Below are 23567 nucleotides of genomic sequence, written 5' to 3' on the forward strand. Positions count from 1 at the left end.
TGAGTTTTTTTCGGGTGGTAAGCCTGAAGCTGTTAGCCTCGATTGTAAATTTCAGGCTTTCGATTAAGTATTTTGAACTTGAGACTTTGATCTTCACACTTACCCGTGAATAGTTTCGCCCTTGCCGTAATTCTGAATAACATGAGCTTCATATTCAAGGAATTGCTTCCAGCGGGCATCAACATCAATTTCTTCAGCATATTTTTTTGCCAGGCGAATAAACATGGAGTAGTGCGTTGCTTCGCTGATCATCAGCTCGTGATAAAAGGCCGCCAGCTGTTCGTCATTAATGTTTTCAGATAAAACCTTGAAACGCTCACAGCTTCGGGCTTCTATCATAGCCGAAAACAGTAACCTGTCAATTAGTTGAGCTTCGCGGCCACCTCCTATGATAATAAATTTCCTAAGCTCGTTCACGTAATTATCCTTACGCTCGCGGCCAAGAATATAACCGCGTTCAAGAATTATGTCATGTACGCGTTTAAAGTGATCCATTTCTTCCTGTACAAGCAATGCCATTTCCTGCACCAGCTCGCTTAGGTTGGGATTTTGAACAATAAGGGTTATGGCATTGCTGGCTGCTTTTTGCTCGCAAAAAGCATGATCAGTCAAAATCTCCTCGATATTGCTCTCTACCACATTTTTAACCCAAAGCGGATCGGTAGGTAATTGCAGTTTTAAAATGGTTTTCTCGCTCACGGTACAAAGATAGTTGATAGAGCTGAAAGGTTAAAGGCAAATGGCGTGTTTGCAATTAAGGTTTAAAAACAAAGGCCATCTCTCGCGGAGTGGCCTTCGATTTTTATAAACTATTGATCCATTTTACAAGCTCATCGCGGGTTTTGCCCGTTTTTTGTTGCAGCTTGCCAAGTGTTTCATCGTCTTTGCCTTCCTGCCAGGTAAGGTCATCGTCTGTAAGATCGCCGTAAGCTTGTTTGATTTTTCCTTTCAGCTCGTTCCATCCGCCTTTTATTTCTAATTTATCCATAATGTTTTTTATTTAGATGTATAAGGATAACCGACATGGGGTAAGGATGGTTTGCAAAATGTTGGATTTGTATGAAAGCTAAAAGCGAAATGCTGAAAGCAAAAAGCCACAATTGTAACCAGAGATTGTCAAAACCGGTGAAAAAGATAGAAACTCTTAAAACCTCAACCCTAAGCCTGCGTCGTGATTCAGTATGTATTTTCCATCACTAAATTCGGGCATTATATACGGATTATTGCTTACCAGAAATGGTCCGTCAAGGTCAACCCAATCTGCCTGGGGGGCTATGGCCAGTCCGGCAAGGGCGGCGCAGCTGGTTTCGGTCATACAGCCTATCATGATCTTCAGGTTAAGCTCGCGGGCTTTATCAATCATCCGCTTGGCTTCATACAACCCGGCCGATTTCATTAGTTTAATATTGATCCCGGTATAAACACCTTTAGCTTTTTCCACATCTTCAAATCGTTGAACGGCTTCATCCCCTATAATAGGAATCGGGCTGCGCTCGGTAAGCCAGGCATTGCTGTCGGGATCGGTTTTGAGCATAGGCTGCTCTATCAATTGTACGCCTTGCTCATGCAACCAGTAAGTCATATCAAGGCTTTGCTGTAAATCTGTCCAGCCTTGGTTGGCATCAACATAAAGGGGCACATCAGTTACCGAGCGGATAGTATTGATCAATTCCTTATCGCTATCCCTACCCAGCTTAACCTTGATCACTTTAAAGCCTTCGGCCTCTTTAACCTTTTTGATGATCATTTCGGGCGTATCAATCCCTATGGTAAAACTGGTAACAGGCATTAGCGCAGGGTTGCTGCCTAACAATTGCCAGCATGATTGTTGCTTCAGTTTACCATCCAGATCATGCAGGGCAATATCAATGGCTGCTTTAATGGCCGGGTTGCCGGGGGCTATCTCATCAAGGTAATTGATGATAGCTTCAAAATCAAAAGGATAGTTAAATTGGCCAATATCAACCTTGCTCAGAAATTCGGTAGCGCTTTGATGACTTTCGCCCATGTAAGGCACCATTGAAGCTTCCCCATACCCGGTTTTACCTTCGTGGCTGATCTGTACCAGCATAACCGGTGTAGAGGTACGCGAAAATTTGGCTATCGTAAAAGCATGCTTCAGCAGAAGCTCGTAGGGTTGATATGTCAGTTCCATGTTAAAAACCAAAGCTAAAATTTTAGTACGAAAATCGTGCTTATCTTTGCGGCCATGCCGGCACAAATTTATTCACCGTTCACCAATTTCAATTTCAGCAACAATAAATGTTTCCTTACGGGGCAAACCCTTAATTCGCCCGAGGAGCAGATCCAGGTATTTCCGCAATGGCTCATGAGCCGTTACGAGCTGGAAGACAAGCCATTTAAACTGCTTGACGAAAGCATGGCAACCTACAAAGACCTGAAGCTGCCCTGCACCGCCGAAGTTAACGAGTTATACCTCGAGCCGCTTGAAAGCGAAATTGCTGCTGCTTTTGATACCGGTTACGAGGCCTTGAAAGCGCTTGATGAGGATAAACTGTTCCTGTGGGCTGGTAAATTGCTGTACGGAATTATTTTTAACGAGATCCAGGCGGGCATTAAACTCCAGCACTCGCAAGGCGAAGAATTTAACATATCTCAATCCATCATCCATAAATTCAACAACCTGCACATGATGCTGCAAAGCCTCAACCTGCCTGTTGAGTTTGACGGCTTTAAGCCCTACAGCCTTGTTTTGTTTAAGGTTGATAATGCCGAAAACGTTTTTGGTTACCGCGATGAGATCAATACCCTCACCTTCTCACTGCGTATCAAAGATTTTGGCCTGATCATTTGCCTGCAGGATAACGGCGCTAATGCCCGTTACCATAAGGAGGCTTTAGATAAAATTGCCGATAACATATTGCATCCCATTCAGTTTGAAGAGCTGAATGCAAGGTTCTTTTATTCGGCTTACCTGTTTAACCGCCTGCCCGAGTACGATATTTTCAATATTGGCGAAACGATATCATTAGAAGCCCTGCCGTTGCGCGGCACCAGCAGCAAGCCTTTGTTTGACGACTGGATGAACAAAACTTACGGACAGGTACTGGAAAACTTTTGGAAAAACTGGGGGTTCCTGCTGTTAGAGATCATCAAGAACCCCGAAAAACCTATGAGCTTTTTATTCAATGCCGATGGGGAGTTTAAAGATGCAAACGGGCTGGGGCTTCAGAAATAATCTGGTGAATAAACTCGCCTAAAATCTGGTGATTAAAAACGATAGTGATCATCAGGCCGCTTATCGCTCCAAAAAAGTGAGCGTCGTGATTGATCTGGTCGCGTGAGTATTTTGAAGCAAAATGGCAATACACCAGGTATAAGATACCAAATACCCAAAACCAGATTCCTATCGGGATAGGTAGCATGTAAATGGTTTGCCATGGCATAAATAAAATTATACTAAAAATTACCGCGCTAACGGCACCTGAAGCACCGAGGCTATAGTAATTATAATCGTTTTTGTGCTTAATTACAGTTGGCATATCGCTCAATATCAAGCTTAAAATATATAGGATGCCAAACTGAAGATGCCCTATCAATGGCTCAAGGGTAAACGCAAAAAAATAAAACGACAGCATATTGAAAAACAAGTGCATCCAATCTCGGTGGATAAGCCCGCTGGTGATGATGGTGTGGATATCTTTTCCGCGCGAAACGGTGTAAGGATGCAGCATCATGCGTCCGTACAGGTTATTGTTTGAAAAAGCTAAAAGCGAAGTAATAATAGTTATTGCGAAAATAGCACAGGCCACCGGGGCCGTTTGTAAGTATTCCATTTATTTAAGGTCGAGTTTGGTATTAGTTAAAAGCCTGCCTACAGGATAGCGCATAAAAGTTTTTTCAAAGTAAGGCGAATTTCGGTAAACAAACATCAATTGCGCTTCGGCATTTTTGGCCAGCTGCGGATCTTTTGCTTTGGCATCGTCCAGTTTTTGTTTAATTGAAGGATCTTTTTTTAGCAGATCGGCAGCAATATCTTCAAAAACATAATCCGAAAAATACTCCTTTTCACCCAGCATCGAATCAAAAAAGTTCCAGGCAAAAAACGAGTCTACCCCCTGCGGCTCCAGCGTTTCCACGATATAACGGTTTATTGGCTGATTAGTATATACCACATAATCGCCGGTATAAAATTTAATTGGCATATCAACCGGGTTAAGCTTTACGCCGGTATGCAGGTAATGCCCCTCAAAAGGCCGTGCCGGGGTTTTCAGATCGGCTATGTAATACATTTGCAGGTTAAGCGTGGTATCGTGTGCCAGCTGTTTCATTTGCACACCATTCAGCTTAAACAGATCGATCACCTTGCCCCAGGCCTGCGGAATTACATAGGCAACCGGCTTATCGGCAGTGGCGGTAACTTTATAAGTGTTGTAGTACTTTATGGTTTTGGTGTAAGGTTTATCACGATCATAATACAGCCTGGGCAAGCCGCTAACGCCGCTGGTTTTGTAACCGGCTTCATAACCTTTAAAAGCGATGGTATCAACTTTGCTATTATCAACCGCCCAGCTTAATGCAAAGGTTTTTTGATTAGTTATCTGCTCATCGGCTTTATGTTTCAACTCACCTATCAGTTTTGCGTCGCGCTGGTTAATTTCAATAAGATGCTGCATAAAATCATAGGTAGCGTACACGCGTTTATCAAAAGGTTTGAGCATGTGCGTTTCGGTAATATAGCTAATGATGTTATGCTGGGCCGTAAAGCCGGTAGCAAAGCGCGGAGTTTCCAAGAAACTTACAATGCCCGAATCCGGCAGCCCTTCTTCGCCTGCACCATAGGGAATCATCTCATACCCGCTCTTTTTCATCTTGCTGTACAGGTATGGTGTCAGCGTTTTGGTAGTATAGTCGGCAAGGATAGGGTTTTGCTTTTCCTTTTGGGTTTCAATGAGTGTCATCACATATTGGTAATCGGCACCATCGCTGGTATGATTATCTAAAAACACTTCAGGCTTCCAGGTGGTAAGGATCTGGGTAAAAGCTAAAGCGTTGCGACTATCGGCCTTAATAAAATCGCGGTTCAGATCAAGGTTACGGTAATTACCCCTGAAACCATAAGCCGATGGCCCGTTCTGGCTTACACGGCTCAGGCCACGGTTAAGGTTGCCGTCGATATTATATAGCGCTATGAGGCAGATCACCACATCTTTTGGCAGTGTATTATTTTTAAGCATATCGCGCACCAGCATCATACTGGCGTCAATGCCTTCCGGTTCGCCGGGGTGAATGCCATTGTTGATGAGCAGCACTCGTTTGTTTTGCTTTTTAATTATCGCCGGATCAAATACCTTATCTTTTGAAAGTACTACAAGCGTTAAAGGTTTGCCCACGTCGGTAGTACCGTAATTGATTAGCTTCATTTGCTGCGGGTACAACTTATTAAGCTTTTGATAGTAATCAATCACCTGAGCATAGGTTGCAGTATAATTTTTATCCTTACTTAACTCAAACGGGGTGAGCTGGGCTTTGGCAGATAAGGCAATGAAACAGGTAATTAATGCAGCAAAAACTATTTTCATGAGTGAATACGTTGCTCAAATATAGTTTAAGTGTAGCAAAGCAACGGGGTGTAAGGTGATTTTTACGGGTAAGCCCCCTCTAAATCTTCCCCGGAAGGGGAGACTTCTTATCTGCATCTGTCCTTTTTCAAAGCCCTCCCTTCCGCGGAGGGTTGGGGGGGGCTGGTTTGTGACTTTTACAAACCAGCAATCTCCGCCTGTACCTTCTTGGGTAAACTTTTAACCACCTCGTTATACGAGTGGTCAATCATTTCGCAAAGCTGTTTACGGGTGAGGGAACCATTCATTTGCACGGTGTTCCACATTTTTTTATTCATGTGGTAGCCGGGCTGCACTTCGGGGTGGCGTTCGCGTAGTTCAACGGCCCATTCAGGGTCGCATTTAACATTGAACCTGTCGCCGGTTTGTAAGCCGGTTAATAAAAAGATCTTTTCGGCAATTTTAAAAACCAGCGTATCCTCGCCAAAAGGGAAGCCTTCGGTAGCTCCCGGTTTTTGCAAACAATAATCGCGCAGTTCTTCTATGTTCATTACCTGAAGTTTCTGACCAATTTGGTATAGGATACCGTATTGCCAAAATTATATTTGAAACCTATACTGTATTGAACAAACTGATCGGGCGCGTTGTTTTTGAACTTTTGAGGGTTATCATTGTATCCGTCAAGCCCTTCACCAAAAGCATAGCTGTGCTGTACGCCCAGGGTTATAGTGTAACCCACCTGGTCATAATCATCATAAATTTTAAATTCGTAACCGAACCTTATTGGTACCATGAGGTTGATGCTCTTGTCTTTTCCCTGGAAACCTTCAATTTCGCCAACAGGGCCGTGGTTTTCGTATCCCGGCGGGTTCGAACGCTGAACAAAGGCCATCTTGTTTTTTATTGCACCAATGCCCGAGCCTATATAAAAGTTTTTAAGCACATTCAAAAAGCCACTGTTATCATAATCTATAATTTCACCCATTTGCAAATCGGCGCGAAGTACGAGCGCTAAAAAGTTGTTTTTTGATTTGCGGCCAAATTCGTCCTTGTCGGGTGTAAGTCCCCCGCCTTCCAGGGTGCCAAAATGAAAATCAAGTGCTATAGGCACGTAAGGGCTATAGTTGTAGGTTAAATTAAGTGTACCGCCGGGGTGCCAAACCTGCCTTTTAAGATCGTCGAAGCCGCGCGCATAATTGACGCCTCCGCCAATGCCCCATTCATAATAGTTGAAACCACTTTGGGCTTTTGCCATAACCGAGACACAAACCAAAACAAAAAGCAGAAAATATTTTTTCAATGTATAATTTATTCAATATTTACAATTGGAGATGGTTATTAACCGCCGCCTAAATTTGCACTAATATAGAAGCTTTATATGAATTTTAGTTCATTCATTAAGTTCACAGTTACCGGGCGCTTCTTGCGTTACGTTACCATTGATACGCAATCCGACCCCTCTTCGGTTACGTTTCCATCAACAGAAAAACAAAAAGATTTGGGCCGCCTGCTTGTAAATGAGCTCTTAACAATGGGTGTAACCGATGCGCACCTTGATGAGTACGGGTATGTTTATGCTACTATTCCATCCAATACCGATAAAAAGGTGCCCGTGATCTGCTTTTGTTCGCACATGGATACTGCTCCCGATTGCAGCGGAAAAGACGTAAAGCCTATAGTACATAAAAACTACCAGGGACAGGATTTAATACTGCCGGATGATCATACACAAGTGATCCGCATGGTTGAGCACACCGATTTGAAAAACCAAATTGGTAACGACGTGATAACCGCCAGCGGCACTACCCTGCTTGGCGCCGATAATAAAGCCGGCGTAGCCGAAATTATGGATGCCTGTTACCAGCTCATCAATCACCCTGAAATTAAACATGGCGATATCCGGATATTATTTACGCCTGATGAGGAGGTTGGCCACGGAGTTGACCATGTGGATATTGCCAAATTAGGGGCCTTTGCTGCTTACACCATGGATGGCGAAAGCGCGGGTAATATGGAAAATGAAACCTTTTCGGCAGATGGGGCACGACTAACCGTTAATGGCGTAAGTTCACATCCCGGCTTTGCCAAAGGTAAAATGGAAAGTGCCATTAAAATTGCCGGGCAAATTATAGCCGCCCTGCCCGATGAGCTTTCGCCGGAGCATACTGAAGGAATGGAAGGCTTTGTACATCCCGTAGGTATTGAAGGCCATGTAGAAACAGCCAGTATCGATTTTATTATCCGCGATTTTGACGAAGCCAGGCTTGCAGATCATGTTGAGGTTATCCGCCAAACGGCTGCCGGAGTATTGAAGAAATTTCCGGGCTCAACATTTGATCTTGTTGTAAGCCAGCAATACCGTAATATGAAAGGCGTACTTGACCAGCACCCGCAAATTGTTGATTACGCAATGGAAGCCATTAACCGTACCGGCTTAACCGCCAAATTGTGCAGCATACGTGGTGGTACTGATGGCTCAAGGCTGTCATTTATGGGATTGCCTTGCCCTAATATCTTTGCTGGCGAACACGCATTTCACAGCCGGCACGAGTGGGTATCGGTACAGGATATGCAAAAAGCGGTTGAAACCATTTTGCATTTATGCACGATTTGGGAAGAAAGAAGTTAATATGAAGTTGTTAGTCTTAAGTACTAAGTCGGAAGTCTGTTTTTGACTTGGAACTAACGACTAACAACTTTGTCAAAAACGGTTAAACCAAACTAAATTTGAAGATGTATACGATACGCACAGCAACGGTTAATGACGTGGAAACGATCCGGGATATTGCCGATAAAACATGGTGGGTTACCTATGGCCCTATTCTTGAGCACGAGCAGATAGCTTTTATGCTGGGAGAGATCTACTCGGCAGAAAAAATCACCAAACAGGTTAAGGAAAATCAGCAAACTTTTCTGTTACTGGAAGAAGAAGGCAAGCCGGTAGCGTTCGCGGCCTACTCCCCCCGCGAGGAAGATGCGGAGATATACAAATTGCACAAACTATACTGCCTGCCCGAAACCCAGGGTAAAGGCTACGGCAAAGTATTGATTAATGAGGTAGCTCGAAAAACAAAAGATGCCGGCAAGCAAGCGCTTGAACTTAATGTGAACCGGTACAATAATGCCAAGTCGTTTTACGAAAAGATGGGATTTAGCATTGCCTATGAAGAAGATATAGCTATTGGCAAATACTGGATGAATGATTACGTGATGCGGAAGGAACTGTAGTGGGTTATTATTTTGCCGGAAGCGTTTTCAAAAGTTCTTTAGCAGGTACAGCTTTGAAGCTGCCATCTTTGTCGCCAATAATTAGGCTTTCATCGTTGGCAGCGGCTGCTTCAACCAGTTTGCGGTTTGCCCGTTTCATACCTTCAAGCACCTTCGCAGCAAACTCGTTAATGTCCATTTTATTTGTTTCTGTTGTCATTGGCTTGCGATAAAATCAAATCCCAAATATCGAGTGTAATAATGTTAGCTTTAAATTCATCTGTACTCTGCGCAACAAATAAAGGCCCAAGGTCGGTGTTATTTGCAATCAACCATTTGTCACATAAAGGCATATACAAATATACCAAATTTCTTATTCCTCTATAATATCTCCGTTCTATCACATCGATAGGGATATTATGCCCGCCTTTGCTCACTCGCTTAGCCACTCGTTCCATTGCCATTTGTGGAGAACTTAGCCAAAAGAACAATAAAGTAACTTCATACCCTTTTTGCTGTGCCCTTTTTACTAAAGAAACATAACTTCGGGTTGAAAGTGTTGTTTCAAAAGCAAAATCAACCTCCCGGCTTAGCAATTCATCAATTCGTTGTAACATGATCCGGCCAGCTTCAAGTGCAACACTTTCCGGGTTAAAGGGTGAAAGCCCAGCCGCAATATTATCAGCATTTACAAACTCGTTGCAGTTAAGCAATTCGGGCAAAACCGTGTAGCTTGCTGTGGTTTTACCGGCACCGTTACAACCTGCTATGATGTATAAATTGGGCATCTGTTTTAAAAATATCTTATTTTAATCTTCCTTAAATATAGCATACATATGCTTATCCATTACCTCAGCATCTTTAATAATGGATTTTCTTAACACACCCTCTTTAACATAACCGGCCTTTTCAAGCACCCGCATGGAGGCTGTGTTTTTATCATATACCCCGGCTTCAATACGTATCAGCGGAAAGTGCTCAAATGCATATTTGGTTACCAATTTAACTGCTTCGGACATGAGGCCCTTTCTCCAATGTGCTTCGCCAAGCCAATAACCAATTTCGGCATTTATACGGCTTTCGGCATTAAATAGCTCAACTCCTATTCCACCGCAGGCTTCTCCATTAATTACAATAGCAAAGCTGGTTAAAGGTTGTTGATCTTTTACCAGCTTTATCCAGAACAAAGCATCATCTATAGTGTAGGGATATGGAAACCTGTCGCGTAAAAAAGCCGATACCTTAGGGTTATCCGCATGCTTTTGAAGCGATATTTCATCACCTGGCTGCCAGGCTCTCAGTAAAAATCCATTTCCCGATAATTCCATTTTGTAACAATAAAATGCTTAAAAATAGCAATGATTGGCTAAACTGCTAAATTGCATGCTTTATTGAGATATGAAAAAACTGTTAAGCTTTTTGTTCCTGATCCCGGCAGCAACCGCTTTTGCCCAAAAGCTGGATACCCTTACCATCGAAAAAATTATGCGCGACCCGAAATGGATCGGTGTTTCGCCTTCCAATATCCGCTGGGCAAACGATAGCAAAAAGATCTATTTTAAATGGGATGATGATGCTTCGGGCGATACAAGGCTATATGCTGTTAGCCCGGCAGATAACAGGGTACAAAAGGTAAGCATCGCCGAGCAGCGCGATCTGGCACCCGGTAATGGCGAATGGAACAAAAAACACAACCAAAAGGTATTCAGCAAAAACGGCGACCTGTTTTTGTACGATATAAAAAGCAATAAAACCACCCGCTTAACCAATACTGTTGGGCAAGAGGATAGTCCGGTATTTAGTGGCGACGAAACAACAATTATTTACAAAGAAGATAATAACCTTTTCGCCCTGAACCTGAACGGAGGTAGCCTGGTGCAGCTTACTAACTTTGTACGGGCCACAACTGATAAAAAAGCAAAGGATAAAGCCAATGAGCAGGAACAATGGCTTAAAAAGCAACAGCTTGAATTGTTTGAGATCATTAAAAATGAAGCAAAGGATGACAAAAAGGATTCGATAGAAACGGCGTTGCTCAAACCTGATAAATTAAAGGAAATAGCTTTTGGTGATAAAAGGCTGGGCGCGGTACAGGTTAGCCCGGACGGCAGGTTTATCACTTACCGCCTTACCAAACGTGCGGATGGAGTACAGAATGCCATTGTACCCAGCTATGTTACGGCCTCGGGTTTTACAGAGGATATCCCGAACCGCTCAAAGGTTGGTCGCCCTTCTTCAGCCTCCGAAACTTTTGTGTATGATAAGCGCCGCGAGGCCGTTTACCCGGTTATTACATCAGACATTCCCGGCATTAAAGACCTGCCCGATTATTTAAAAGATTATCCCGAAGAGATGAAAGCCCGTCAAAAGGAAAACGCCGACAGGCCGGTAAACATCGATGGCATTTTATGGAATGAAAGCGGCAGCAATGCTGTGGTCATTATTTCGGCACAGGATAATAAAGATTGCTGGATCATGCGCCTTGATGCTGTAAGCGGCAAGTTAAATTTACTTGATCGCCAGCGCGATGAAGCGTGGATTGGTGGCCCCGGCGTTGATGATCCCGGAAGTGCAGGTTTTATTGATGACACTCATTTTTATTACCAGAGTGAGGCCAGCGGTTACTCGCATATTTATGTAGTTGATGTAACCAGCGATGCTAAAAAACAACTTACCAGCGGCAAATGGGAAGTGCAAACCCTGCAGCTAAGCAACGATAAAAAGACGTTTTATTTTACCGCCAATATCGATCATCCGGGTATTACCCATTTTTACAGCATCCCTGTTGGCGGCGGCACACCGGTTAAAATTACCGGCATGAAGGGCGGTAATGAGGTAACGCTTTCGCCCGATGAGAAATGGCTGGCAATCCGGTATTCTTATTCAAACAGGCCCTGGGAGTTATACATCCAGGCTAATAAGCCGGGAGCAAAAGCAGTAAAGGTCACCAACTCTGTTTCGGCCGAATACCTGTCGTACCCATGGCGCGATCCGGAGATCATCAGCTTTAAAAACCGTTATGGCACCGATGTTTATGCCCGCTTATATCAACCTAAAAAGGCCGACCCTGCAAAACCGGCCGTTGTATTTGTACATGGTGCCGGTTACCTGCAAAACGTTACCTATTCGTGGAGTTACTATTTCCGCGAGTATATGTTTAACAATATGCTTGCCGATAATGGTTACACCGTGTTGGATATCGATTATACTGCAAGTTCGGGCTATGGCCGCGATTTCCGTACCGGCATTTATCGCCATATGGGCGGCAAGGACCTCACCGATCAGGTTGACGGCGTAAAGCTGTTGGTTGATAAATATGGCGTTAACCCTAAACATGTTGGTTTGTACGGCGGTTCATACGGTGGCTTCATTACCCTGATGGGCATGTTCACCGAGCCTGACGTTTTTGCAGCCGGCGGGGCCATTCGCTCTGTTACCGACTGGGCTCACTATAACCACGAGTATACCTCAAATATATTGAATGAGCCTTTTACCGATGAGCAGGCCTATCGAAAAAGCTCACCTATTTATTTTGCCAATGGTTTAAAAGGTAACCTGCTGATGCTGCATGGTATGATAGACCAGAACGTGAACTACCAGGATATCATCCGTCTTACTCAAAAATTGATAGAGCTGCACAAAGAAAACTGGGAGCTTGCATCGTACCCTATAGAGGACCACGGCTTTGAACAACCCAGCAGTTGGACGGATGAATATAAACGGATCTATAAATTATTTGAGGGAACGTTGAAGAAGTAGCGTAATAAGTATCTAAACAAATAGCTTTATGTAATTGCTGTAGGAGGGACGACGAAGCAATCGCATGCTATACAGGGCGAATATGCTTCCGTGCGGTTGCCGCGCTATCGCTCGCAATGACATTTTTTACTTGCGCTCGTTTGCAACGAGCGCTTAATGTGGTTTCGCGATTGCATCGCCTGTTGCGTTATAAACGCAAACCCACGTTAGCACTCGTTACAAACGAGCGCAAGATGAAACGGGTTAAAGAAGAAAACTGCGTGCTAAACTAAAATTCATCCATTATGAAAAAGGTATCCATTTTACTTGCACTGTTTATTTTTTCCTGTTCACCACCAATACAAAAGCAATCAAAATTGGTGGCAGTACACACTCTGCATCCAATAAAAAACTACTCAAGCAAACTTTATGATGAGCCTTTTTTTAAAGAAGAACATTTCAGCTATGTCGTAAACAGGCAAACCAATGATAGTATAAAACGTAATTACACATCAGAAACGACAGTTATTGAAGGTAAGGTCAGGCAGTATTTCAGAAGTTGCGAAGTGACGCTCGATAAAAATGCTCTTGTTTTTCAACTGACAGATACTCCTTTTTCTGATGGTCGTTATCAACTGAATTTTGTTAAATCACCTGGCGTGTTTGACGCAAAATATGATCAAAATTTTTCAATTACTGATAGCTCATACAAAAAACCTGTTTTTAAAGTGATAGGTAAAAACGTAGTTCTTGATAAAGATACCTACGTAAAAGGTGAGCTTTTGAAAGGCAAGTTTTCTTTTCAGATCGTTGCGTCGCATTTGTGGGAAAGCAAATACTCCGATACAATATCTGTATACGGACTTGTAAAAACTATTGTAAAGTAGAAATAACAAATCGCAAATGGGCGTTATTTAACCCCGCTGCCGTGTCCCCACAGTAGCAAACTATACTATTGATATATCCACATCAGCACATGCTTCTTTTGTTTCTTCAATAAAGCATCCACAACTTTCATTGTATTATTTGAAATAAGGGAGTAGACCCAGCGCATGTGTCTTTTCCGGATAAGGTTGGCTTCAGTTTTAATTGCGGCAGGTTTTGTGTTGTAAACAGAAATATCCGCTTTTTATTACAATAAGCCTATCTTGCCAAATGAAAAAACATTTTCCTCTTTTACTCCTGCTATTGTGTTTATTCAGTTGTACAGAAACATCAACCAAAATGATGATAACTATCAGCCCGGTTAATAACGGAAAAGCACTGCAAATCACCGGTTTCGATCCGGCTATTATTAACGACATCAGCCGCGACTCATCGGCTACGGCATGGCAAACACTGATGGCCGTTTATCGCATGCCTGCCGATACCACTCTGCGAAACCTGCAACCTGTACAACCGGGACGCTACACAGTTAAAGATAATGTAGTTATTTTTACGCCAGATACAGCTTTCAGCACACAGCAAACCTATTTTTTTCGTTATTATGATTTTGAGGCTGGCGGTAAGCTAACCGATTTGATAAAAAGCCACACCAAACCCGGAACTTTGCACTATACAGATTTGATTTTTAAGCAATAAACTACCTTGATGCTTGAAAATTTAATATTTTTGATTATATTTGCAACCGTTAATAAAAGAGGGGGCAATTAGTCCCCTCTTTTATTTTATCAATCAAAATTATTCTGTCAAAAACACCGGTGGGTAATGAATATTGAAAAAAGGGTAAAAGAACTGGTAGAAGAGAAAATAGCAGATAAGCCAAACCTGTTTATAGTGGATATCAAAATGCACTCGAACGGTAAGCTGATCATACTGCTTGATGGCGATAACGGTATCGGCATTGATGAATGTGTACAGGTAAGCAGGCACGTAGGTTTCCATCTGGAAGAGGAAAACGTGATCGAAACTGCTTACAACCTGGAGGTTTCATCGCCGGGTATTGATTTTCCGCTGTCATCGCCAAGGCAATACGCCAAAAATGTTGGCCGTAACCTGGGCATTAAAATGAAGGATGGCGCTAAACGCGAAGGCATATTAACCGGCCTTACCGAGGATGCCATCACCATTGAAGAAAAAGTAAAAGAAAAAGGGAAAAAAGCGCAGGTTATTGAAAGCGTTATCCCGATGGAGCAAATAACAGAAACAAAGGTTTTAATATCATTTAAGTAAAAAATGAGCAATATTAATTTAATTGATTCTTTTCAGGAATTTAAAGATTTCAAGAACATTGACCGCCCTACCATGATGAGCGTACTGGAAGACGTTTTCAGAAGCATGATCAGGAAAAAGTACGGTACGGACGAAAATTGCGACGTAATTGTGAACACCGACAACGGTGACTTAGAGATTTGGCGTACCCGTAAAGTTATGGAAGATGGCTTTAGTGAGGACGATGACCTGGAGATAGAACTTGCCGAAGCACACCTGTATGACGCCGACCTTGAAGTTGGTGATGATTATATTGAACAGATAACTTTAGAAAGCTTTGGCCGCCGTGCTATTTTAGCCGCACGCCAAACGCTGGTATCAAAAATTCTGGAATTAGAGAAAGACGAGATCTTCAAAAAATATAAAGACCGCGTAGGTGAAATTGTTACGGGCGAGGTTTACCAGGTTTGGAAAAAAGAAACTTTGGTATTGGATGATGAAGGTAACGAGCTGTTGCTGCCAAAAACAGAGCAGATCCCGGCCGACTACTTTAAAAAAGGCGATAGCGTTAAAGCTGTTGTATCTAAGGTAGATATGCTGAACAGCAACCCTAAGATCATCATTTCACGTACAGCGCCTGAGTTTTTACAGCGTTTGTTTGAGCTTGAAGTACCGGAAATTTTTGATGGTTTAATTACTATCAAGAAAATTGTACGCGAACCGGGCGAACGTGCTAAAGTTGCCGTTGAATCATATGACGACCGTATCGATCCGGTTGGTGCCTGTGTAGGTATGAAAGGTTCACGCATCCACGGTATTGTACGTGAGTTAAAGAATGAAAATATCGACGTTATTAATTTCACCAACAACGTTCAGTTGTATATCCAGCGTGCATTGTCGCCTGCCAAAATCACTTCTATTAAATTAGATGATGAGAAAAAAACAGCTGCCGTGTATCTAAAACCCGACCAGGTATCATTGGCTATCGGTCGTGGCGGGCACAACATTAAGTTGGCAGGAAAATTGACAGGCTACGAAATTGATGTTTACCGTGAGGCTGATGAGCATGACGAAGATGTGGACATTGAAGAATTTTCAGACGAAATTGATAGCTGGATCCTTGACGAATTTAAACGCATTGGTTTGGATACGGCAAAATCAGTATTGGCCTTAACAGTTGGTGAATTGGTAAAACGCACCGATTTAGAGGAAGAAACTGTAAAAGAAGTGCTATCAATTTTGAATGCGGAGTTTGAATAAGCGTAATAAGCAAAATTAAAATCGTATTTTTGCACCCAAATAAGCAGAGAAAGTAAGTAATATTAAATGTCAGAAGACAAATCCATAAAATTAATTAAAGCAGTAAAAGAACTGAACATTGGCATGGGTACCCTTGTCGATTTTTTAGCTACCAAAGGATACAAGGTTGACAAGCATCCTATGGCTAAGCTGGATAACGACATGTACAGTGCCCTGTTAAAGGAATTTGCTGTTGACAAAAGTATTAAGGAGGAAGCTAAGCAGATCAGTATCGGAAAGATAAGGAAAGAAGAGCCTGCTGCACAGTTTCCTGAAAAGCCGGTTGAGAACCGCCGTTCGCGCGATTTTGAGAACGAAGAGATACTGATCAAGAATACAGGGCACTTTGCACAGCCGCAGGTTGAAAAACCAAAGCCGGCCGAGCCTGCTGCTCCGGCAGCACCAGCAGCCCCTGCACGTTCTGATGAGCGCAATGACGTATTACCTGGTGTTAAGGTGGTTGGAAAAATTGACCTTAGCAACCTGAATGCTAAACCACAGCCTCAGGCCGAAAAACCTGCGGAAAAACCAGTGGAAGTTGTTAAACAGCCCGAGCCTGTTGCGCAGGCTCCTGCGCCGACACCGGCACCGGCACCTGCCGAGCCAAAAGTTGAAGCGCCGGCACCAGTAGCTCCGGTAGCGCCCGAACCTCCAAAGGTTGAGGTACCGAAACCGGTAGCACCAGCACCTGTTACACCTGTAGTTGCAGAAGCACCAAAAGCCGAAGAGCCAAAAGCGCCTGTTGCACCTGTTGTTGAAAAAGCACCGGTTGTAACACCGCCGGCAGTTGCCGAAACACCGGCTGCACCGGCAGCTGATGAAAGTCAGGAACCGGATGTGATCCGTGCCAAAGCTGAGCGTTTAACAGGACCCAATATTATTGGCAAGATCCAGTTGCCGGTTAATGCGCCAAAACGCAACCCGGTGGCTTCGTCAAATTCAAATAATAATTCGGCCGATCATAAGCGCAAGCGTAAGCGTAAAGATAACCAGGGCAACCCGCAGCAAGGCGGCGGTAACCATCCGCATGGCCAGCAGCAAGGAGGTGGCAATCATCCGCAAGGGCAACAGCCAAGCGGCGGAGGCACCATCAACCCTAATCGTCCGGATTTTAGGAACCGTACACACGGTGCACCTGGAAACAGCGGCCCTAACCAGGGTGGCGGCCATGGGCATGGTGGCGGTAACCGTCCTGATTTCAGGAACAATAGGAACAATCCTCCTCAGCATACAACACCGAAGGAAGAACCTTCAGAAAAGGATATACAAGACCAGATCAAGGCTACACTTGCGCGCTTAAGCGGTGCAGGTAAGTCGGGCAAATTTGCACAGCGTGCTAAATTCCGTCGTCAAAAACGTGATGACGTTGCTGCAAGTGCCGAAGAACTGGCAATGGAACAGGAACTTCAATCAAAAGTATTGAAGGTTACCGAGTTTGTAACAGCAAACGAGCTGGCAAGCATGATGGATGTATCCGTAACACAGATCATTTCAACCTGTATGAGCCTGGGTATGTTCGTTTCTATTAACCAAAGGCTTGATGCCGAAACACTTTCAATTGTGGCCGATGAGTTTGGCTACCAGGTTGAATTTGTTAAACCGCAAGATGAGGAAGCTAACCTTGACCAGGTTGATGATCCGGCCGATTTGGTGACACGTGCACCTATCGTAACCATCATGGGCCACGTTGACCACGGTAAAACTTCATTACTGGATTTTATCCGCAAAACCAACGTAATAGGCGGTGAAGCGGGTGGTATAACCCAGCACATTGGTGCCTACGAGGTAACATTGCCTGATAATAAAGGAAAGATCACCTTCCTGGATACACCGGGTCACGAAGCGTTTACCGCTATGCGTGCCAGGGGTGCACAGGTTACGGATATCGTAATTATAGTGATAGCTGCCGACGATAGCGTGATGCCGCAAACCCGCGAGGCCATAAACCACGCGCAGGCTGCAGGTGCACCAATTATCTTCGCTTTCAACAAAATTGATAAGCCGGGTGCCAATGCCGATAAGGTAAGGGAACAACTTTCGGCCATGAATATTTTGGTTGAAGAGTGGGGCGGTAAATACCAATCGCAGGAAATTTCGGCCAAAACCGGCTTAAATGTTGACCTGTTATTGGAAAAAGTATTGCTTGAGGCCGAATTGCTTGAATTGAAAGCCAATCCTAACAAACGTGCCGTAGGTACAGTTATTGAGGCTGCTTTAGATAAAGGCCGTGGTATTGTTACCACCATCCTGGTACAGGCAGGCCGCTTAAAAGTGGGTGATCCGATACTGGCAGGCTGTTACAGCGGTCGTGTAAAAGCGTTAACCAATGAGCGTGGCCAGCGTGTGGACTCGGCAGGGCCTTCAACACCGGTACAGGTATTGGGTATGCAGGGTGCGCCAACAGCGGGCGACAAGTTCAACGCACTTGAAAGTGAAGTTGAAGCACGTGAAATTGCCAACAAGCGCTTACAATTACAACGCGAGCAGGGCTTACGTACACAAAAACACATCACCCTTGATGAGATCGGCCGTCGTTTGGCAGTTGGTAACTTTAAGGAGCTTAACATCATTGTTAAAGGTGACGTGGATGGTTCTATCGAGGCCTTGTCAGATTCATTGTTGAAACTGTCAACCGAGCAGATCCAGGTGAACATCATCTCTAAAGCAGTAGGTCAGATCTCCGAATCAGACGTATTGCTGGCATCTGCTTCTGATGCGATCATCATCGGCTTCCAGGTACGCCCTTCAGGCAGTGCCCGTAAACTGGCCGAGGCTGAGCAAATTGATATCAGGCTGTACTCGATCATCTACGATGCGATCAACGAGATCAAAGCGGCGATGGAAGGTATGCTTGCTCCAACCTTTGAAGAGAAGATCGTGGCTAACGTTGAGATCCGCGAAACCTTCAAGATCAGCAAGGTGGGTACTATTGCAGGTTGTATGGTATTGGATGGTAAAATTAACCGTAACAGCAAGATCCGTATCATCCGTGATGGTGTGGTAATTTATACCGGCGAACTGGCCTCACTGAAACGCTTTAAAGATGATGTGAAAGAAGTTAACGCAGGTTATGAGTGCGGTTTGAACATCAACAACTTTAACAACATTGAAGTAGGTGATATCGTTGAAGCATACGAAAACGTAGAAGTTAAACGCAAGCTGGCATAACAAATCAGCTTTAAAATATCAAGGGCTTATCTGTAAAAAGGTAAGCCCTTTTTTGTTGCTATCACTGAGCAGAGGAAGACTTACGAAGTTTTAAAAACTTCGTAAGTCTGGGTTAGGGTTCGGGAATTGGTTAAAGCTCAGAAACTGGTCGAAGTTTAGCGATAGCGTAACTTCGACCTAAAGCGGGTTAAGCTTTCAGCTTAATTTGTTCATCTTTTTGCAAGTTTTGAAAAGAGAATTAATACCGTGAGTATCTAAAGCGCACAAGCAGCATACTTTCTTTATTTCAGGTTTAAGTTACTGGCAATATTTTGTCAGTGTTCAACTTTTAAAAACAGGGTGTTCAGTTTTTTAAACCAAGATTTTGTAACCTATTGGTTATCAATAGGTGTTTGTTCAAGGTGGTTCGTTTTAGATTTTTATAAATTATAATCGCCTGATTATCAGTTGTTAATTTTTAGAGAAAAGCATCGTGTGTTTACACTTTCAAAGTTGAACACTAACAGGGGCGTATAATTGCAAGGGCAATATCCGGTATTACCATATGCTATGTAACTCCGGCCAGAGACATTAGTAATAAACCTCATTTAACAACTTTATTAACACAATATATTCTCAATTTTAATTTATAATAAATAGGTTTGTTTTAACTGATCTTATAATTTATTGTATATGAAATTAAAACTACTCTTTTCATGTTTAATTACGGCAGGTATTGCAGTGCCGTCGTTTGCGCAGGAACCTGTTGATGCTGCCATGGTTCAAAAAATAAGGGAAGAAGGCCTTAACCATTCAAAAGTAATGGAAACAGCATTTTACCTTACCGATGTTTCGGGCCCGAGACTTGCTAATTCTCCGGGATTAAAACGTGCTCAAAACTGGGCGGTAAATCAGCTTAAAACCTGGGGCATGGCCAATGCTAAACTGGAAGCCTGGGGTAAATTTGGTAAGGGCTGGGAGGTTCAAAAAAACTATGCAGCTATTACAGTTCCCTATTATCATGCTATAATTGCCATCCCCAAAGCCTGGACACCGGGTACCAACGGCCTGATCAAAGGCGAAGTAATGCTGCTTAAAGCAGATTCGGCGGCAGAACTTGAGCAGTATAAAGGTAAGCTGGCAGGCAAGATCGTAATATTTGATACCAAGGCCCCCGCAGAACGTACCTGGAAAGCTGATGCCGCCCGCTACACCGATGAAGAACTTGCCGAAATGGAAAATGCGAAAGCCACTCCTGCTGGTCCGCGCAGAAATGCTGCCGATGCTAACGCTGTTCAAATGGCTGCTTTCCGCAAGCTCCGCGCCTTTAGGACTCAATTAAGCCAGTTTTTAGTTGATGAAAAAGCAGGGCTGGTGCTAAGCCAGGCCCGTGGTACCGATGGTACAGTTTTTACAACAAACGGCGCATCTTACGCCGATACAGCCAGGGCGGTGGCACCTGAACTTGAAACCAGCAGTGAAGACTATCAGCGCATTTTGCGTCTGTTAAAGGGCGGTCAGCCGGTGCAACTGGAAGCCGATATCAAAACACAATTTATTACAGATGATCTGCAGGGTTATGATGTAGTGGCAGAAATTCCGGGCATGGATAAGAAGCTGAAAGACCAGGTAGTGATGATTGGCGGTCACCTTGATTCGTGGCATGCCGCTACCGGCGCTACCGATAATGCCGCAGGCAGTGCAGTGATGCTGGAGGCTATGCGTATTTTAAAAGCTATTAATTTCAAACCAAAACGTACCATCCGTATCGCTTTATGGAGTTCGGAAGAGCAGGGCCTATTTGGTTCGCGCGGATATGTAGCCAACCACTTTGGCGATCCTAAAACCATGGAGCTGAAACCTGAGCAGGCTAAGCTTTCGGCTTACTATAACCTGGATAACGGTACCGGCAAGATCCGTGGCATATACTTGCAGGGCGACTCGGCAGCGGCACCCATTTTTAAGGCATGGCTTGAGCCGTTTAAAGACCTTGGCGCTACTACAGTTACTATTCGCAATACAGGTGGTACCGACCATCTTTCATTTGATGCGGTGGGTATCCCGGGCTTCCAGTTTATCCAGGATGCTATTGATTATGGTACACGTACCCATCATAGTAACCAGGATACTTATGATCGCCTGGTTGAAGACGATTTGAAGCAAGCTGCAACAATTGTTGCTTCGTTTGTTTATAATACATCCCAACGCGCCGAGATGATCCCGCGTAAAGAACTGCCAAAACCACAACCGGCAAGATAATAGTTGCCGCAATATTTATAAAAAAGCGATGTGCAGGAACATCGCTTTTTTTATTTATAATTTGTTCTGTTCGTGCTTTATTCCTGCTTGTTGTATCGCCGCTTTGTTTTATTTTGGCACAGTGTGTGCAGAAAACATCGTGTTATTTGTTTATTTTCTTTAAATAGAACAGTCTGTGGGCGCTTAATTTCCATAAACCGTTTTAATAAATTAATTTTGTATGTTTAATGAACCTATTTATAAAACCCAAGAAACCAGGGAAATCAACAGACGAAGAGCTACTTAGTGATTATCGCGCAAGCGGTGACCTAACAGTTTTGGGCAGCTTATATGAACGGTATATGCCCCTTGTTTATGGCGTTTGTCTTAAATATCTGAAGGATGAGGAGCTGGCTAAAGATGCCGTAATGGGTATTTTTGAAGAACTGGTTGATAAGGTTAAAAAACATGAAATTAACCAGTTCAGGAATTGGGTTTATGTACTTGGGCGCAATTATTGTTTGATGCAGTTGCGGAGCGGTAAAAAGATGGAGCTGGTTAATTTAGATGAGGTTATGGAATTTACCCCCTTTTTGCATCCTGATGATAATAACAGGGAAGAAGCGTTGAAAGCTTTGGAAAATTGTATTGCCGGGTTAACCGGCGGGCAAAAACAAAGCATCGACCTGTTTTATTTAAAAGAGAAATGTTATAAAGAAATTGCCGATATAACCGGGTATACTTTAAATGAGGTAAAGAGCTATATCCAAAACGGTAAAAGGAATTTGAAAATTTGCCTCGAACGGAACAGTGCATAGTAAAAAGGCAAATATATTGCAAATACAGAAGTATCTCAGCGGAGAGCTTGATGCTCGTGCTATGCATAAACTGGAGATGGAGGCACAAAACGACCCTTTTTTGATGGATGCATTGGAAGGATATGAAAGTATGGGGACAAGTCAACAATTAAACCTTGGCGATCTTACAGCAAGGCTGCAGAAGCGTACAGCAGAAAATAAGGGCCGTGTAATACCATGGACTGTTTGGCCCATCGCGGCTTCGGTTTTAATTGCATTAAGTTTAGGGGGCCTCTATCTTAACAGATCGCCCAAGCCTGAGCTACAAAGCAATAACATTGCGGGAAATAAAAATTCGACTCCAACGGTAATTGCTGCCGATACGGTAAAAACGGCTGATACAGTTAAGAAAGCAAAAGCAAATATGCCCGGGCAGGTACAGGCACCTTTAATTGCGGTGAGTAAAAAAGCACGGCGCATAAAGCCATCGGCTAATGCGCTTTATCAGCAGGAGATCTCTGCTGGCGATAATAAAACAGCTTCAAATAGTGCGCGCGCTTCAGTCGGCATTGTGCCGGCAGAACCTGCGACCCCTGCCCCCGCTGCTCAGGATAAAGTAGCATCAAAGGAAGAAGGTAATTTGAGTGAACGGATAGTGGCCGGGTACACAGCCCCAATTGCAAAAAAAGATTCAGTAAGTTCAGGGGCGATTCTATTAAGAGCGAATACTACCGTGGCTAAATCAAAAGCCCCGCTTCAATTTAAATTGCCCGGAAAAGTTGATGGTGTTACCTCTTCACCGGTAACTACTTTTGGTGGCAAAGCCGCAGCCGAGTCATTATACATTGCCGGCACTATTATTTCGCGGGATGACGGCTCTCCGTTAATTGGCGCAGCAATAAGGATCAAAGGCACCAACCGCAGCACGGTAACTGATGTAAATGGGAAATTTGCACTTAGTTCGCCGGGAGATCAGGCTACACTTGATGTAGTTTCTATTGGATATGAACCAAGGCAGGTTAACGCTACCCGCGGTGATAGCGTAAAAGTGGCTCTTAAGCCAGATTCACGGGCACTTAGCGAAGTAGTGGTAAGTTCTTCAAAAAAGGATGATGATAACGGCGAGGTAAGCGTCACGGCCGCCCATCCGCAACTGGGTTGGGGTAGCCTGAAAAAATATTTACAAACCAACGCCGTATTGGCCGATGGTACTACCGGTACAGTAACGGTTACATTTACCGTGTTCCCGAGCGGGATAACCGATGAGTTCAATATCAAAAAAGGCTTGAATGAAACAGCCGATCAAAAGGCTATCGAACTCATTAAAAATGGCCCGTCATGGGTGGGCAGCACTAACAACAAACCAGAGGTTGTTACTGTGAAAGTCAAATTCCAAAAGCAGAAATAAAAGAATGATTACAATAAAAAGGCTGCGTTGATTTTAATCGACGCAGCCTTTTTATTGTAA

At 43.7% G+C, this 23567-nt stretch carries 22 protein-coding genes; 12 read left to right on the forward strand and 10 right to left on the reverse strand.

Annotation, left to right across the window (positions count from 1 at the left end):
* Positions 1-99: 99 nt before the first annotated feature.
* From MTO98_RS01345 to MTO98_RS01355, 3 genes are all read right to left on the reverse strand, one after another.
* Positions 100-699: a tRNA-(ms[2]io[6]A)-hydroxylase gene (locus MTO98_RS01345; protein ID WP_243484853.1), complete on the reverse strand. Its 600-nt coding sequence runs from the start codon at positions 697-699 to the stop codon at positions 100-102.
* Between the two features lie 103 nt (positions 700-802).
* Positions 803-988: a CsbD family protein gene (locus MTO98_RS01350; RefSeq protein ID WP_091208858.1), complete on the reverse strand. Its 186-nt coding sequence runs from the start codon at positions 986-988 to the stop codon at positions 803-805.
* A gap of 156 nt (positions 989-1144) precedes the next feature.
* Positions 1145-2155 (reverse strand): dipeptide epimerase, encoded by a 1011-nt coding sequence (locus MTO98_RS01355; protein ID WP_243484855.1) that lies wholly within the window; start codon positions 2153-2155, stop codon positions 1145-1147.
* A gap of 54 nt (positions 2156-2209) precedes the next feature.
* Between MTO98_RS01355 and MTO98_RS01360 the strand changes: the two genes are divergently transcribed.
* Complete coding sequence (locus MTO98_RS01360) at positions 2210-3199, forward strand: hypothetical protein (RefSeq protein ID WP_243484857.1); 990 nt, start codon at positions 2210-2212, stop codon at positions 3197-3199.
* Here MTO98_RS01360 and MTO98_RS01365 read toward each other — a convergent pair.
* The 4 genes from MTO98_RS01365 to MTO98_RS01380 all read right to left on the reverse strand — a co-directional run bounded on the left by MTO98_RS01365 (position 3165) and on the right by MTO98_RS01380 (position 6822).
* The gene (locus MTO98_RS01365; protein ID WP_243484858.1) at positions 3165-3797 is read right to left on the reverse strand and encodes a rhomboid family intramembrane serine protease; all 633 of its coding nucleotides are present in this window, start codon (positions 3795-3797) and stop codon (positions 3165-3167) included. The genes MTO98_RS01360 and MTO98_RS01365 overlap by 35 nt on opposite strands.
* Positions 3798-5543 carry a M14 family zinc carboxypeptidase gene (locus MTO98_RS01370; RefSeq protein WP_243484861.1) on the reverse strand — a complete coding sequence of 582 codons (1746 nt, stop codon included), beginning with the start codon at positions 5541-5543 and terminating at the stop codon, positions 3798-3800.
* 176 nt (positions 5544-5719) lie between these two features.
* Positions 5720-6073: an MmcQ/YjbR family DNA-binding protein gene (locus MTO98_RS01375; RefSeq protein WP_243484862.1), complete on the reverse strand. Its 354-nt coding sequence runs from the start codon at positions 6071-6073 to the stop codon at positions 5720-5722.
* A complete protein-coding gene (locus tag MTO98_RS01380) occupies positions 6073-6822 on the reverse strand; it encodes a hypothetical protein (protein ID WP_243484864.1) in 750 nt (249 codons plus the stop codon). Before MTO98_RS01380 ends, MTO98_RS01375 begins: the two co-directional genes overlap by 1 nt.
* 78 nt (positions 6823-6900) lie before the next feature.
* On the opposite strand from MTO98_RS01380, the gene pepT reads away from it, so the two are divergent.
* Both pepT and MTO98_RS01390 read left to right on the forward strand, forming a co-directional pair.
* On the forward strand, positions 6901-8151 hold the full coding sequence (gene pepT, locus MTO98_RS01385; protein WP_243484868.1) for a peptidase T: 1251 nt from the start codon (positions 6901-6903) through the stop codon (positions 8149-8151).
* A gap of 104 nt (positions 8152-8255) precedes the next feature.
* Entirely contained in the window at positions 8256-8750 is a 495-nt protein-coding gene (locus tag MTO98_RS01390) for a GNAT family N-acetyltransferase (RefSeq protein ID WP_243484870.1), read from the forward strand.
* Between the two features lie 7 nt (positions 8751-8757).
* Here the strand turns inward: MTO98_RS01390 and MTO98_RS01395 are convergent, their stop codons facing one another.
* The 3 genes from MTO98_RS01395 to MTO98_RS01405 are packed head-to-tail and all read right to left on the reverse strand — an operon-like array spanning position 8758 to position 10057.
* Positions 8758-8949: a hypothetical protein gene (locus MTO98_RS01395; RefSeq protein WP_243484873.1), complete on the reverse strand. Its 192-nt coding sequence runs from the start codon at positions 8947-8949 to the stop codon at positions 8758-8760.
* Entirely contained in the window at positions 8930-9517 is a 588-nt protein-coding gene (locus MTO98_RS01400) for a zeta toxin family protein (RefSeq protein ID WP_243484874.1), read from the reverse strand. The genes MTO98_RS01395 and MTO98_RS01400 overlap by 20 nt, the downstream gene beginning before the upstream one ends.
* A 21-nt stretch (positions 9518-9538) precedes the next feature.
* A complete protein-coding gene (locus tag MTO98_RS01405) occupies positions 9539-10057 on the reverse strand; it encodes a GNAT family N-acetyltransferase (RefSeq protein WP_243484876.1) in 519 nt (172 codons plus the stop codon).
* 70 nt (positions 10058-10127) lie between these two features.
* Between MTO98_RS01405 and MTO98_RS01410 the strand changes: the two genes are divergently transcribed.
* From MTO98_RS01410 to MTO98_RS01450, 9 genes are all read left to right on the forward strand, one after another.
* The gene (locus tag MTO98_RS01410; protein ID WP_243484878.1) at positions 10128-12488 is read left to right on the forward strand and encodes a prolyl oligopeptidase family serine peptidase; all 2361 of its coding nucleotides are present in this window, start codon (positions 10128-10130) and stop codon (positions 12486-12488) included.
* Positions 12489-12772: 284 nt separating this feature from the next.
* Positions 12773-13354 (forward strand): hypothetical protein, encoded by a 582-nt coding sequence (locus MTO98_RS01415; protein ID WP_243484880.1) that lies wholly within the window; start codon positions 12773-12775, stop codon positions 13352-13354.
* Positions 13355-13691: 337 nt separating this feature from the next.
* Positions 13692-14048 carry a hypothetical protein gene (locus MTO98_RS01420; protein ID WP_243484882.1) on the forward strand — a complete coding sequence of 119 codons (357 nt, stop codon included), beginning with the start codon at positions 13692-13694 and terminating at the stop codon, positions 14046-14048.
* A 126-nt stretch (positions 14049-14174) separates the two neighbouring features.
* Entirely contained in the window at positions 14175-14639 is a 465-nt protein-coding gene (rimP, locus tag MTO98_RS01425; protein ID WP_112570756.1) for a ribosome assembly cofactor RimP, read from the forward strand.
* A gap of 3 nt (positions 14640-14642) precedes the next feature.
* Positions 14643-15878 (forward strand): transcription termination factor NusA, encoded by a 1236-nt coding sequence (gene nusA, locus MTO98_RS01430; RefSeq protein ID WP_091209687.1) that lies wholly within the window; start codon positions 14643-14645, stop codon positions 15876-15878.
* Positions 15879-15944: 66 nt separating this feature from the next.
* Entirely contained in the window at positions 15945-19085 is a 3141-nt protein-coding gene (infB, locus tag MTO98_RS01435; RefSeq protein ID WP_243484883.1) for a translation initiation factor IF-2, read from the forward strand.
* A 672-nt stretch (positions 19086-19757) separates the two neighbouring features.
* Entirely contained in the window at positions 19758-21323 is a 1566-nt protein-coding gene (locus MTO98_RS01440; RefSeq protein WP_243484886.1) for a M20/M25/M40 family metallo-hydrolase, read from the forward strand.
* A 227-nt stretch (positions 21324-21550) separates the two neighbouring features.
* Complete coding sequence (locus MTO98_RS01445) at positions 21551-22120, forward strand: RNA polymerase sigma factor (protein ID WP_243484888.1); 570 nt, start codon at positions 21551-21553, stop codon at positions 22118-22120.
* A gap of 16 nt (positions 22121-22136) precedes the next feature.
* Positions 22137-23507: a carboxypeptidase-like regulatory domain-containing protein gene (locus MTO98_RS01450; RefSeq protein ID WP_243484890.1), complete on the forward strand. Its 1371-nt coding sequence runs from the start codon at positions 22137-22139 to the stop codon at positions 23505-23507.
* Positions 23508-23567 lie beyond the last annotated feature (60 nt).

Origin of the sequence: Mucilaginibacter sp. SMC90, from assembly GCF_022811725.1 — a bacterium.
GTDB lineage: Bacteria > Bacteroidota > Bacteroidia > Sphingobacteriales > Sphingobacteriaceae > Mucilaginibacter.